11 protein-coding genes are annotated in these 13,853 nt (G+C 69.0%); 7 read left to right on the forward strand and 4 right to left on the reverse strand.

Annotation, left to right across the window (positions count from 1 at the left end; all coding sequences use genetic code 11):
- Positions 1-88: 88 nt before the first annotated feature.
- Positions 89-2,386: a (Fe-S)-binding protein gene (locus tag FF041_RS25025; RefSeq protein ID WP_153524902.1), complete on the reverse strand. Its 2,298-nt coding sequence runs from the start codon at positions 2,384-2,386 to the stop codon at positions 89-91.
- Between the two features lie 240 nt (positions 2,387-2,626).
- The gene (locus FF041_RS25030) at positions 2,627-3,247 is read right to left on the reverse strand and encodes a sugar transferase (protein WP_153524903.1); all 621 of its coding nucleotides are present in this window, start codon (positions 3,245-3,247) and stop codon (positions 2,627-2,629) included.
- A 242-nt stretch (positions 3,248-3,489) separates the two neighbouring features.
- Between FF041_RS25030 and dnaK the strand changes: the two genes are divergently transcribed.
- The 4 genes from dnaK (at position 3,490) to FF041_RS25050 (ending at position 7,818) form a co-directional block, all read left to right on the forward strand.
- Positions 3,490-5,346, forward strand: coding sequence for a molecular chaperone DnaK (gene dnaK, locus FF041_RS25035; RefSeq protein ID WP_153524904.1), 1,857 nt, complete (start codon positions 3,490-3,492; stop codon positions 5,344-5,346).
- The gene (gene grpE / locus FF041_RS25040; protein WP_323372289.1) at positions 5,343-5,996 is read left to right on the forward strand and encodes a nucleotide exchange factor GrpE; all 654 of its coding nucleotides are present in this window, start codon (positions 5,343-5,345) and stop codon (positions 5,994-5,996) included. Before dnaK ends, grpE begins: the two co-directional genes overlap by 4 nt.
- A gap of 171 nt (positions 5,997-6,167) precedes the next feature.
- The gene (dnaJ, locus tag FF041_RS25045; RefSeq protein ID WP_323392655.1) at positions 6,168-7,358 is read left to right on the forward strand and encodes a molecular chaperone DnaJ; all 1,191 of its coding nucleotides are present in this window, start codon (positions 6,168-6,170) and stop codon (positions 7,356-7,358) included.
- Between the two features lies 1 nt (position 7,359).
- A complete protein-coding gene (locus tag FF041_RS25050) occupies positions 7,360-7,818 on the forward strand; it encodes a heat shock protein transcriptional repressor HspR (protein WP_153524905.1) in 459 nt (152 codons plus the stop codon).
- Positions 7,819-8,109: 291 nt separating this feature from the next.
- Here the strand turns inward: FF041_RS25050 and FF041_RS25055 are convergent, their stop codons facing one another.
- Positions 8,110-9,093, reverse strand: a complete 984-nt coding sequence (locus FF041_RS25055) for a helix-turn-helix transcriptional regulator (protein WP_153524906.1) — start codon at positions 9,091-9,093, stop codon at positions 8,110-8,112.
- A gap of 425 nt (positions 9,094-9,518) precedes the next feature.
- Here FF041_RS25055 and FF041_RS25060 point away from each other — a divergent pair, with 425 nt between their 5' ends.
- A complete protein-coding gene (locus tag FF041_RS25060) occupies positions 9,519-9,839 on the forward strand; it encodes a Rieske (2Fe-2S) protein (RefSeq protein WP_153486448.1) in 321 nt (106 codons plus the stop codon).
- Positions 9,840-9,959: 120 nt separating this feature from the next.
- On the opposite strand, the gene FF041_RS25065 is transcribed toward FF041_RS25060, so the two are convergent.
- Positions 9,960-10,385, reverse strand: a complete 426-nt coding sequence (locus FF041_RS25065; RefSeq protein WP_153524907.1) for a pyridoxamine 5'-phosphate oxidase family protein — start codon at positions 10,383-10,385, stop codon at positions 9,960-9,962.
- A gap of 224 nt (positions 10,386-10,609) precedes the next feature.
- On the opposite strand from FF041_RS25065, the gene clpB reads away from it, so the two are divergent.
- Entirely contained in the window at positions 10,610-13,225 is a 2,616-nt protein-coding gene (gene clpB / locus FF041_RS25070; RefSeq protein ID WP_323392657.1) for an ATP-dependent chaperone ClpB, read from the forward strand.
- 83 nt (positions 13,226-13,308) lie between these two features.
- Positions 13,309-13,848 (forward strand): type III secretion system chaperone family protein, encoded by a 540-nt coding sequence (locus FF041_RS25075; protein ID WP_323392659.1) that lies wholly within the window; start codon positions 13,309-13,311, stop codon positions 13,846-13,848.
- The last annotated feature ends 5 nt before the right edge of the window (positions 13,849-13,853 follow it).

Below are 13,853 nucleotides of genomic sequence, written 5' to 3' on the forward strand. Positions count from 1 at the left end.
GCTGACAGGGGCACAAGGGGATCGAGCGGCCCTTTGCGGCCGACCTGTGACATCCCCTAGGGGATGCCACAGACCGCCGGGAGGCCCGCTACTTCACCGGCTCGGGCTCCGGAGCGCCCTCCGGCGCCGGGGAGGGCGTCGGGTCCGACGGCGGGGTCTTCACCGAGTCGAGGAGCAGCTGCGCCACATCCACCACCTTGAGCGACTCCTTCGCCGTTCCCTCGTTCTTCTTGCCGTTGACCGAATCGGTCAGCATCACCAGACAGAACGGGCAGGCCGTCGAGACGATGTCCGGGTTCAGCGACAGCGCCTCGTCCACCCGCTCGGTGTTGATGCGCTTGCCGATCCGCTCCTCCATCCACATCCGCGCGCCGCCCGCGCCGCAGCAGAAGCCGCGCTCCTTGTGGCGGTGCATCTCCTGCTGGCGCAGGCCGGGGACGGCGGACATGATCTCGCGCGGGGGCGTGTAGACCTTGTTGTGGCGGCCCAGGTAGCAGGGGTCGTGGTACGTGATCAGACCCTCGACCGGCGTCACCGGGGTCAGCCGGCCCTCGTCGATCAGATGCTGGAGCAGCTGGGTGTGGTGGATGACCTCGAACTCTCCGCCCAGCTGGGGGTACTCGTTGGCGATCGTGTTGAAGCAGTGGGGGCAGGTGGCGACGATCCGCTTCGCCGACTTCGGCTTGCGCGTCGACTCGTCCACCTCGCCCTCCTCGTCGAAGGACTCGCCGAACGCCGTGTTCAGCATCGCCACGTTCTCCTGGCCGAGCTGCTGGAAGAGCGGCTCGTTGCCCAGTCGCCGAGGCGAGTCCCCGGTGCACTTCTCCTCGCCGCCCATGATCGCGAACTTCACTCCCGCGATATGGAGCAGCTCGGCGAACGCCTTGGTGGTCTTCTTGGCGCGGTCCTCCAGGGCTCCGGCGCAGCCGACCCAGTAGAGGTAGTCGACCTCGGAGAGGTCTTCGACGTCCTTGCCGACGATCGGGACCTCGAAGTCGACCTCCTTGGTCCACTCGACGCGCTGTTTCTTCGCCAGGCCCCAGGGGTTGCCCTTCTTCTCCAGGTTCTTGAGCATCGTGCCCGCCTCCGAGGGGAAGGCCGACTCGATCATCACCTGGTAGCGGCGCATGTCCACGATGTGGTCGATGTGCTCGATGTCGACGGGGCACTGCTCCACGCACGCACCGCAGGTGGTGCAGGACCAGAGCACATCCGGATCGATGACGCCGTTCTCCTCCAGCGTGCCGATCAGCGGGCGCTCGGCCTCCGCCAGCGCGGACGCGGGCACGTCCTTCAGCGCCTCGGCGGACGCCTTCTCCTCGCCCTCCATCGTCTTGCCGCCGCCCGCGAGCAGATAGGGGGCCTTGGCATGGGCGTGGTCGCGCAGCGACATGATCAGCAGCTTCGGGGAGAGCGGCTTGCCGGTGTTCCAGGCCGGGCACTGGGACTGGCAGCGCCCGCACTCGGTGCAGGTGGAGAAGTCGAGGATGCCCTTCCAGGAGAAGTGCTCGACCTGGGAGGCGCCGAAGACCGCCTCCTCGCCCTCGTCGTCGAAGACCGTCTCGAAGTCGATCTCCTTGCCGCCGGAGGTCATCGGCTGGAGCGCGCCGAGGGCGGAGGATCCGTCCGCGTTCCGCTTGAACCAGATGTTGGGGAAGCCGAGGAAGCGGTGCCAGGCGACGCCCATGTTGGTGTTGAGCGAGACCGTGATCATCCAGATCAGCGTGGTGCCGATCTTGATCATGGCGGTGAAGTAGATCCAGGTCTGGAGGTCGGCGGCGCTCAGCCCGTCGAAGGCCGCGACCAGGGGGTACGAGACGAAGTAGGACGCCTCGTAGCCGTCGACGTGGTGGATCGCGCCCTCAAGGCCGCGCAGCACCAGGATGGCGATGCCGATGACGAGGATGACGTACTCGACGAAGTACGCCTGCCATGCCTTGGAGCCGGTGAAGCGGGACTTGCGCCCGGCCCGTGAGGGCAGATTCAGCAGCCGGATCGCCATCAGTACGACGATGCCCGCCACGGTCATCAGACCGATGAACTCGGTGTACATCTCGAACGGCACGAAGCCGCCGATCACCGGGATCACCCAGTCGGCCTGGAAGAGCTGTCCGTACGCCTGGACCAGCGTCGGCGGCAGGGTGAGGAAGCCGATCGCGACGAACCAGTGGGCGAAGCCCACGATGCCCCACCGGTTCATCCGGGTGTGGCCGAGGAACTCCCTGGCCAGGGTGATCGTGCGCTGCTTGGGGGCGTCGGTCCGGCTGCCCGCGGGCACGGGCTGGCCGAGCCGGACGAAGCGGTAGATCTGCGCGACGGCTCGGGCGATGAGCGCAACGCCGACCACGGTCAGGACCAGCGACACGATGATCGCGGCGAGTTGCATGTCGGGGCTCCTCGGGCCTGCGAGGGTGGGGGACGGTCCAGCACTGACGATCCGGCGCAGCCGGGTGACCACTGGACACTACTAAGCGGTAACTTAATCAGTTCGTGCTGAGACTACCCAGTTATTCCGCCGCACTGTAGCCACGCGGCCGGTGATCTGTATCGCTCAGGCCACCCTTGCCGGGGGCGAGGCGGGCGGGCCCGTGCGCGGACGGCTCCGTCCCGCGCCGTGCGCGCCGTCTCAGACCGTGCGCGCCGCGCCCTCACGCGTACGGACTTCACGCGCCGCGCCCCCGGGCGTACGGGCTCCACGTGCCGCGCCCCGGCGCGTACGGACATCAGGGGTACGCCCCCGCAACGCCATGCGCGCCGTGCGCGCGAGGATCAGCAGGTCCAGGCCGAGCCAGTACTCCTGTACGTAGTGGAGATCGAGCACCGCCGCCTCCTCCCAGGGCAGCCCCGAGCGGTCACTGGTCTGCCACAGGCCCGTCATCCCGGGGCGTACGGCCGCACGGGCCCGCTCCGCCCCCACCGCCGACGCCGCCCGTTGCAGGGTCACCGGGCGCGGGCCCACCAGCGACATCTCGCCCCGTACGACATTGATCAGCTGCGGCAGCCGGTCCAGGAAGCGGCGTCGCAGCAGCCGGCCCGTGCGGGTGGCCGGGGCGGTGCGGAAGGCCAGCATCGTGAACGGGCGGTCCGCGAGGCCCGCGCGGACGGAGCCGACCAGCACCGGGCCCCGGGCGCTCAGGGCGACCGCCGCCGCGACGGCCGGCAGGAGCGGGGCTCCGAGCAGCAGCAGGAGCAGGGCGCCGAGGAGATCTACGGCCCGTTTAACGGAGAAGGTCGCGAAGAGGGGCATAGTGAGCCGTCCGCCGTCCTTGACCGTAATCAGTGGTTTTGGCAGGTATTACGGGCATGACTCTCTCAGATGCGGCGTACCGCCCGGGGTGCGGCACGCGCCCTTCAGGGCCTCGGGCGGCCAGAGTGCTCGTAAGTGCTGGATAAAAGTTGAGTGGGGTCGACTCAGCTCTGTTGACTCGGAGGGAGGGCTCGTGCATTCTTGAGCCAGATCCACTCAAGTAGTCAGCTGGAGGAATTGACATGGCACGTGCGGTCGGCATCGACCTGGGCACGACGAACTCTGTCGTCAGCGTTCTGGAGGGCGGCGAGCCCACCGTCATCACCAACGCCGAAGGCGCCAGGACCACGCCGTCCGTCGTCGCCTTCGCGAAGAACGGTGAGGTGCTGGTCGGCGAGGTCGCCAAGCGTCAGGCGGTCACCAACGTCGACAGGACCATCCGGTCGGTCAAGCGCCACATGGGCACCGACTGGAAGATCGAGATCGACGGGAAGAACTTCAACCCGCAGCAGATGAGCGCCTTCATCCTGCAGAAGCTCAAGCGGGACGCCGAGGCGTACCTCGGTGAGAAGGTCGCGGACGCGGTCATCACCGTCCCGGCGTACTTCAACGACTCGGAGCGCCAGGCCACCAAGGAGGCCGGCGAGATCGCGGGCCTCAACGTCCTGCGCATCGTCAACGAGCCCACCGCCGCCGCCCTGGCCTACGGCCTGGACAAGGACGACCAGACGATTCTCGTCTTCGACCTCGGCGGCGGCACCTTCGACGTCTCGCTGCTGGAGATCGGCGACGGCGTCGTCGAGGTCAAGGCCACCAACGGCGACAACCACCTCGGCGGCGACGACTGGGACCAGCGCGTCGTCGACTACCTGGTGAAGCAGTTCGCCAACGGTCACGGCGTGGACCTCGGCAAGGACAAGATGGCTCTCCAGCGTCTCCGCGAGGCCGCGGAGAAGGCGAAGATCGAGCTGTCGTCCTCCACCGAGACGACGATCAACCTCCCGTACATCACCGCGTCCGCCGAGGGCCCGCTGCACCTGGACGAGAAGCTCACCCGGGCTCAGTTCCAGCAGCTGACCGCGGACCTGCTGGACCGCTGCAAGACCCCGTTCCACAACGTCATCAAGGACGCGGGCATCGCCCTCTCCGAGATCGACCACGTGGTCCTGGTCGGCGGCTCCACCCGGATGCCCGCCGTCGCCGAGCTCGTCAAGGAGCTGACCGGCGGCCAGGAGGCCAACAAGGGCGTCAACCCGGACGAGGTCGTCGCCATCGGCGCCGCCCTCCAGGCCGGCGTCCTCAAGGGCGAGGTCAAGGACGTTCTGCTCCTCGACGTCACCCCGCTGTCCCTCGGCATCGAGACCAAGGGCGGCATCATGACCAAGCTGATCGAGCGCAACACGACCATTCCGACCAAGCGCTCGGAGATCTTCACCACGGCCGAGGACAACCAGCCGTCCGTGCAGATCCAGGTCTACCAGGGCGAGCGCGAGATCGCGGCGTACAACAAGAAGCTCGGCATGTTCGAGCTGACCGGCCTGCCGCCCGCCCCGCGCGGCGTCCCGCAGATCGAGGTCGCCTTCGACATCGACGCCAACGGGATCATGCACGTGACCGCCAAGGACCTCGGCACGGGCAAGGAGCAGAAGATGACCGTCACCGGCGGCTCCTCGCTGCCGAAGGACGAGGTCGACCGGATGCGCCAGGAGGCCGAGCAGTACGCGGACGAGGACCACCGCCGCCGCGAGGCCGCCGAGGCCCGCAACCAGGGCGAGCAGCTCGTCTACCAGACCGAGAAGTTCCTCAAGGACAACGAGGAGAAGGTCCCGGGCGAGGTGAAGACCGAGGTGGAGACCGCCGTCACTGAGCTGAAGGAGAAGCTCAAGGGCGAGGACACCACCGAGATCCGCACCGCCACCGAGAAGGTCGCCGCCGTCTCGCAGAAGCTGGGCCAGGCGATGTACGCCGACGCCCAGGCGCAGCAGCCCGCGGGCGACGCCCAGGGCGACGCCGGGGCCGGCCAGGCCAAGGCGGATGACGATGTCGTGGACGCCGAGATCGTCGACGACGAGAAGGACAACAAGGGCGGTGCCGCGTGACGGAGGAGACCCCGGGCTTCGAGGAGAAGCCCGACGTCCCTTCCGGCGCCACCTCTGACGATGCCGCCGCCGAGTCCGCCGAGCCCTCCGACAAGGAGGGCGAGGCGGCCCCGGCAGGGGACGAAGCGAAGATCATCGGTCTGACCGCTCAGCTGGACCAGGTCCGTACGGCGCTCAATGAGCGCACCGGCGACCTCCAGCGGCTCCAGGCCGAGTACCAGAACTACCGCCGCCGTGTGGAGCGCGACAGGATCACGGTCAAGGAGATCGCCACGGCGACGCTGCTGACCGAGCTGCTGCCGGTGCTCGACGACGTCGGGCGTGCCCGGGAGCACGGGGAGCTGGTGGGCGGCTTCAAGTCGGTCGCCGAGTCCCTGGAGACCGCGGTCGCCAAGATGGGCCTCCAGCAGTTCGGCAAGGAGGGCGAGCCCTTCGACCCGACGATCCACGAGGCGCTGATGCACAGCTACGCGCCGGACGTCACCGAGACCACATGCGTCGCGGTGCTCCAGCCGGGGTATCGCATCGGCGAGCGGACCATCAGGCCCGCCCGGGTCGCGGTGGCCGAGCCCCAGCCGGGCACGGCGTCCACGTCCGGCAAGGACGAGGCGGCGAACGACGAGGAGAGCGGTGGCCCGGACGAGGGCTGACGCGATGTGTGCCCCGTGCGCCCCGCGCGCGGGGCACACGGAGCCGGGAGCGCGTACCGTGCGGGCAGCCGAGCGGATGAAGCGCGCGGGGCGCCCGGTGGCCGTCCGGGGATCCTTCCCCGGGCGCCTCCGGGAGACCGTCCCGGGAATCGACTGGAAGGAGGGACGTCGGTGAGTACGAAGGACTTCGTCGAGAAGGACTATTACAAGGTCCTCGGCGTCCCCAAGGACGCCACCGAGGCCGAGATCAAGAAGGCGTACCGGAAGCTCGCCCGCGAGTTCCACCCGGACGCCAACAAGGGCGACGCCAAGGCCGAGGAGCGCTTCAAGGAGATCTCCGAGGCGAATGACATCCTCGGCGACCCCAAGCGGCGCAAGGAGTACGACGAGGCCCGCACCCTCTTCGGCAACGGCGGCTTCCGTCCCGGCCCCGGCGGGCCCGGCGGCGGATCGTTCAACTTCGACCTGGGCGACCTCTTCGGCGGTGCCCAGGGCGGTACTGCGCAGGGCGGCGCCGGAGGCTTCGGCGGCGGGCTCGGCGATGTGTTCGGCGGGCTGTTCAACCGGGGCGCCGGCACGGCCGGCCCGCGCACCCAGCCCCGGCGCGGCCAGGACGTCGAGTCCGAGGTGACGCTCAGCTTCACCGAGGCCGTCGACGGGGCCACGGTCCCGCTGCGGATGTCCAGCTCGGCCGCGTGCAAGGCATGCTCGGGCACCGGCGACAAGAACGGCACGCCCCGGGTGTGCCCGACCTGTGTCGGCACCGGCCAGGTCTCCCGCGGCGGCAGCGGCTCCTTCTCGCTGACCGACCCCTGTGCGGACTGCAAGGGCCGCGGGCTGATCGCGCAGGACCCCTGCGAGGTCTGCAAGGGCAGCGGGCGGGCCCGCTCCTCGCGCACCATGCAGGTCAGGATTCCCCCGGGCGTCACCGACGGCCAGCGGATCCGGCTGCGCGGCAAGGGCGCCCCGGGCGAGCGCGGCGGACCCGCCGGCGACCTCTATGTGATCGTGCACGTCGGTGAGCACCCGGTCTTCGGACGCAAGGGCGACAATCTCACCGTCACCGTGCCCGTGAGCTACCCGGAGGCGGTGCTCGGCGGCGAGGTGAAGGTGCCGACCCTGGGCGGCCCCCCGGTCACCCTGAAGCTGCCCGCCGGTACTCCCAACGGCCGGACCATGCGCGCCCGTGGCAAGGGAGCGGTCCGCAAGGACGGCACCCGCGGAGATCTGCTGGTCACCGTCGAAGTCGCGGTCCCCGACGAGCTGAGCGACAAGGCGAAGGAAGCGCTGGAGCTGTACCGCGAAGCCACCGCGGAGGAGGACCCGCGGGCCGAGCTGTTCCAGGCCGCGAAGGGAGCATGAAATGGACGGAAGGCGCCGCAATCCCTATGAACTGACCGATGAGTCGCCGGTGTATGTGATCTCGGTGGCGGCTCAGCTCTCCGGTCTGCATCCGCAAACGTTGCGGCAGTACGACCGGCTGGGTCTGGTCTCGCCCGATCGCACCGCCGGCCGGGGCCGTCGCTACTCCGCCCGCGACATCGAGCTGCTGCGCACCGTGCAGCAGCTGTCGCAGGACGAGGGCATCAACCTGGCCGGGATCAAGCGCATCATCGAGCTGGAGAATCAGGTCGCGGCCCTTCAGTCCCGGGTCGCCGAGCTCTCGGCCGCGGTCGAGGGCGCGGCGGTCGCCCTTCAGCAGCGCGAGGCCCAGGTGCACGCCTCCTACCGGCGCGATCTGGTGCCGTATCAGGAAGTGCAGCAGGCCAGCGCGCTGGTGGTGTGGCGGCCCAAGCGGGGCGAGCCCCGGCGCGGCGAGTAGCCCGAGCCGTGCCGGACCCCGGCCGGGGCCCGGCACGTTCCGGCTCGGCTCGGCTCGATGCCCCTCGATACGGCTCGGCACGTTCCGGCCCGGCTGTGCGGCGCCGCCCGGCTATGCGGCGGCGCCCCCTGGCAGAACCTGATAGAACCCCTCCGGCAGCGTCGGCACCTTCCGTAACACTCACACCATCGCCCCCGGTGCTGTTCGCACCGGGGGCGATGGTTTCCGGCCGTCTATGCGGTCCGGCGGCCCGGCGGGCCCGCACCGTCCGAAGAGGGCCCGCCGCGGCCCTCAGGCGCCGTTCTCCAGGATCTTCGACTGGGCTATCAGATACCCCAGCTGGGTCCTGCTGCCGCTGCCCAGCGAGGAGCCCAGCTTGGCGATATGGGCCCGGCAGGTCCGTACATTCATTCCGAGCCGACGGGCTATCGCCTCGTCCACATGCCCCTCCACCAGCAGTTTCGCTATGGAACGCTGCACCCCGGTGATCCCGTCCAGGTCCGGTCCGTAACAGACGGGCTCCTCCCACGGCAGACCGTGCAGCCAGAACTGCTCGAAGACCCCGACGAGATACTCCACGATCCCCTTGTGCCGCAGCTCCAGCGCCGAGAGCCGGTCGCTGCTCGCCGGGATGAAGGCGACTCTGCGGTCCACGATGATCAGCCGGTCGATTATCTCCTCCAGCGTGCGCACCTCGACGCCGGATGGCCCCACCTGCTCCATGTACGCGAGCGTCGCGGGGTGGTGGCGGGCGGTGTGCTGATAGAGCGTGCGCATCCGTACACCCCGCTCTATCAGGGGTTCCACCCTGCGGAGCGCCTTCTCCAGGATGTGCGGCTGCCGTCCGCTGCCGGGCTGCACCGTCAGCAGTTCCTCGGTGCAGTCCGCGGTCACCTGGTCAAGGGTTGAGTTGATGCGATTGAGCCCCTCAAGGACCGTTATGCCCTGTGGCGCTGCGGAATTCTGCGCGGTGAACGCCATGAATGGCTCAAGTGCATCGGTCAGAGCGACAGTCCGTCGTCTCCGCTCTTGGATCTCCCGCTCAATGGGGTGTATCAGCTGTGTCAGCGCGGTCGTCGGAGGCACCGGACGCAGCCACTGTGCGTCGTCGGGATCCGGGTGCAGTAGGGCGAGATCAAAAAGGCAAGGCATGGGTTCCGCTTCGGACCGGGCGATACGGCCGGTACGAAGAGCGGTGATGTACAGACTTTTCCCAGCCTCGCACAGCTCGCCGTCTGCATGAGGGTGTCCGAAATCGCCCCCGTTAGACGTCATATGCACCCCCTCAGGCTCCTGCATTACAGGAACATGATGCCTGCCGTCGCTGGTGCAAGCGTTCGGAGTGAGACATCGTCTTATGCGCGGGGGAGGAGGAATGATCAAAAGAGGTGGAGATCACCCATGTCTAGGACGCTACGTGCTCTTTGTGCTCTTGCCATAGCGGCTGCCGCGCTCGGCGTGGGAGTCTCCGGTGAGCCCTCCTGGGGTAGCTCTCCTGCCGACAAGGTGGCGGGGACCCAGGGTGAGCCTTCATGGGGACTCAACGGTGAGCCTTCGTGGGGTTCCGCCCCCGCGGAGACGGTGGCGACCGCACCCGGTGAACCCTCCTGGGGAATCACTCCCGCCGGTGAACCCTCCTGGGGCTTCACCACAGTCGGCGAGCCCTCCTGGGGAGTCCCTCCGACCCACAGCACAGAAGCATGACCGTTCCACCGGACGACCGGGTCTTCCGGCGTGAGATGGCGACCGCATACCGCTCGGGGTGGCATTTCATCGACCTCGTCACGGCAATCCCCCACCGTGGCGACTCGTTGATGGTCACCTTGTTCGGAGAGCCGATCGTCGTGGCACGCGAGGAGGACGAGGACGTCCGCGCCTACCGGTGCCTTCGCCGGCCGCGTGGGGCCCCGCAGCCCGTGCGATGCGCGATCCGTTACGGAATGATTTTCGTCAACCTCGACCAGCGAGACCAGCAGATGGTCGAGCCCGACACCACCACCGCCACCCCCCGCAGTGCTTGAGCGATTCCCCCGTCGTTCCAAATCGCTCAAGCGCTTCCCCCACACAGCGGTGCCATCGCGGACCTGAAACGCGATGGCACCGCTGTGCTTTTCCCGACCTCTTCCGGGCCCGGGGCGGGCTCAGGCGCGTGAGATGCCCGCGCCGCGACCGAGGGCCCGCGTCACCGCGATCTCGATGACCACCCGGTCCGGATTCGGGGCCGGCATGCGCCCGTAGCGCTCCGCGTAACGCCCTACGGCGTCCGCCACGGCCTCCGCCTCCGTCCGCACCCTCGCGCGGCCCTCCAGGGTCGCCCAGCGCCCTCGGTCCACCTGGCAGACGGCCACCCGCGCACCGCCCGCGTCCGCCGACTGGAGAATGTTGGCGACCTTCCGGCTGCCCTTGTTCGTGATGATCCGGGCGAACCCCGTCCCCGGGTCGAAGGTCACACCCACCGGCACCACATGCGGACTGCCGTCCGGCCGCTGGGTGGTCAGGGTGCAGAGGTGGTACTCCCGCCAGAACGCGAGGTACTCCGGGCTGAAGCTGCTCATATCCAGGGCCATGGCCCCAGAGTAGTTGCGGCTGCCAACGGTCGAACGCCGGAATATCCCATGCGCAGGGGACGATGGCGCCAGAGGGTTGAGTGGAATAGACTCAACTTTAATTAGGTTCAATCAGTCAGGATCAAGGGGAACACCGAGCCTGTACGCCGAGTGCACACCCCTGCCCGCCAGACCCCGCCCGCAAGGATCCGCCGGATCCCGCCCGCAAGGAGGAGACACCGCACGTGGACGCCGAGCTGACCAACAGGAGCCGGGACGCCATCAACGCCGCCACCGAACGGGCGGTGGCCGCGGGGCACCCCGATCTGACCCCCGCGCATCTGCTGCTCGCGCTGCTCGCGGGTCAAGGACATCAGGCGAACGAGAACATCGTCGATCTGCTGGCCGCCGCCGAGGCCGACCAGGCCGTCATCCGGGCGGGGGCGGAGCGGCTGCTCGCCGCCGAGCCCAGCGTCACCGGATCGACCGTGGCGCCGCCCCAGCCCAACCGCGCGTTCCTCGCCGTCTTCGCCGACGCCGCCGCCCGCGCGAAGGAGCTGGGCGACGAGTATCTCTCCACCGAGCATCTGCTGATCGGTCTCGCCGCCAAGGGCGGACCGGCGGGCGAGCTGCTCACCGAACAGGGCGCGTCGGCCAAGCGGCTGCTGAAGGCGTTCGAGACCGTACGCGGAGGCAGGCGAGTGACCACACCCGACCCCGAAGGCCAGTACAAGGCCCTGGAGAAGTTCGGCACCGACTTCACCGCCGCCGCCCGCGAGGGCCGGCTGGACCCGGTGATCGGCCGCGACCAGGAGATCCGCCGGGTCGTCCAGGTGCTCTCCCGGCGGACCAAGAACAACCCCGTCCTCATCGGCGAGCCCGGCGTCGGCAAGACCGCCGTCGTGGAGGGCCTGGCCCAGCGGATCGTCAAGGGCGACGTCCCCGAGTCGCTGAAGAACAAGCGTCTCGTCTCGCTCGACCTCGGCGCGATGCTGGCGGGCGCGAAGTACCGCGGCGAGTTCGAGGAACGGCTCAAGACCGTGCTCTCCGAGATCAAGGAGAGCGACGGCCGGATCATCACCTTCATCGACGAGCTGCACACCGTCGTCGGCGCGGGCGCGGGCGGCGACTCCGCGATGGACGCGGGCAACATGCTCAAGCCGATGCTCGCCCGCGGTGAGCTGCGCATGGTCGGCGCGACCACCCTGGACGAGTACCGCGAGCGGGTCGAGAAGGACCCGGCGCTGGAACGCCGCTTCCAGCAGGTCCTGGTCGCCGAGCCGACCGTCGAGGACACCATCGCCATCCTGCGCGGGCTCAAGGGCCGTTACGAGGCCCACCACAAGGTCCAGATCGCCGACTCGGCCCTGGTGGCCGCAGCTGCGCTCTCCGACCGGTACATCACCTCCCGCTTCCTCCCGGACAAGGCCATCGACCTGGTCGACGAGGCCGCGTCCCGGCTCCGGATGGAGATCGACTCGTCCCCGGTCGAGATCGATGAGCTCCAGCGGTCCGTGGACCGGCTGCTGATGGAGGAGATGGCGCTCACCAACGAGTCCGACCCGGCCTCCCGCCAGCGGCTGGAGAAGCTCCGCCGCGACCTCGCCGACCGGCAGGAGGAGCTGCGCGGTCTGACCGCCCGCTGGGAGAAGGAGAAGGAGGGCCTCAACCGCGTCGGCGAGCTGAAGGAGCGGCTCGACGAGCTGCGCGGCCAGGCCGAGCGCGCCCAGCGCGACGGCGACTTCGACTCCGCGTCCAAGCTGCTGTACGGGGAGATCCCGGAGCTGGAGCGGGAGCTGGCCGAGGCGACCGAGGCCGAGGAGGAGGCGCGCTCCGACACCCGGGCCACCATGGTCAAGGAGGAGGTCGGCCCCGACGACATCGCGGATGTGGTCGGCTCCTGGACCGGTATCCCGGCCGGGCGGCTGCTGGAGGGCGAGACCCAGAAGCTGCTGCGGATGGAGTCCGAGCTCGGCCGTCGGCTGATCGGCCAGTCCGAGGCCGTACGGGCGGTGTCGGACGCGGTGCGCAGGACCCGCGCGGGCATCGCCGACCCGGACCGGCCCACCGGATCGTTTCTCTTCCTCGGTCCCACCGGGGTCGGCAAGACGGAGCTGGCGAAAGCCCTCGCCGATTTCCTGTTCGACGATGAGCGGGCGATGGTCCGCATCGACATGTCCGAGTACGGCGAGAAGCACACCGTCGCCCGGCTCGTCGGAGCGCCTCCCGGCTATGTCGGCTACGAGGAGGGCGGCCAGCTCACCGAGGCGGTGCGCAGGCGTCCGTACAGCGTGGTGCTGCTGGACGAGGTGGAGAAGGCGCACCCGGAGGTCTTCGACATCCTGCTCCAGGTGCTCGACGACGGCCGGCTCACCGACGGACAGGGCCGCACGGTCGACTTCCGCAACACCATCCTGATCCTCACCTCCAACCTCGGCAGTCAGTTCCTGGTGGCGCCGCTGACCGGCGAGGAGGAGAAGAAACAGCAGGTCCTGGAGGTGGTGCGGGCCTCCTTCAAGCCGGAGTTCCTCAACCGGCTCGACGATCTGGTGGTGTTCTCCGCGCTCACCAGGGACGAGCTGGAGCTGATCGCGAAGCTCCAGACCGACCGGCTGGCCAAGCGGCTGGCGGAGCGCCGGCTCACCCTGGAGGTCACGCCCGCCGCGCTCGCCTGGCTCGCGGACGAGGGCAATGACCCTGCGTACGGGGCACGGCCGCTGCGACGGCTGGTGCAGACGGCGATCGGCGACCAGCTGGCCAGGGAGATCCTGGCCGGTGAGATCACGGACGGCGACACCGTACGGGTGGACCGCGCCGGGGACGCTCTGATCGTGGGGCCCGGCTCCGGGAAGACGCTGTAGCCCCCGCGGCCGGAGGCAGGGGGTTGTCACCGGGGCCCCGCCATGGGGGAGGATGGCCGCATCCGTACGAAGGGAAATCCACGGTGACCATCGATCCGTCCTCGATTCCGAATTTCGGGGGCCAGCCCCAGCCTCAGGCCGCAGGACCGGCGGGCCCCGTCGTTCCCGACCAGGACCTGGTCAAGCAGCTCCTCGACCAGATGGAGCTGAAGTACGTCATTGACGACGAGGGAGACCTCGCCGCCCCGTGGGAGGAATTCCGCACGTACTTCATGTTCCGCGGCGAGGACGAGCAGCAGGTCTTCTCCGTCCGGACCTTCTACGACCGGCCGCTGCCGGTCGACGAGCGTTCCAAGATCCTCGACGTGATCGACGACTGGAACCGCCGCACCCTGTGGCCCAAGGTCTACACCCACCTCCACGAGGACGAGGAGGGCGGCGCCACCATCCGTCTCATCGGTGAGGCGCAGATGCTCATCGGCACCGGCGTGAGCGTGGAGCACTTCGTGTCCTCCACCGTCAGCTGGGTGCGGGCCGCGATCGAGTTCGACAAGTGGCTCATCGAGCAGCTCGGCCTCAAGGCCCCGGAGGACGAGAAGCCCTCCGACGACGACGAGATCTGAGCCCT

It is taken from the genome of Streptomyces jumonjinensis (assembly GCF_009600885.1).
Taxonomy (GTDB): Bacteria; Actinomycetota; Actinomycetes; order Streptomycetales; family Streptomycetaceae; genus Streptomyces; species Streptomyces jumonjinensis.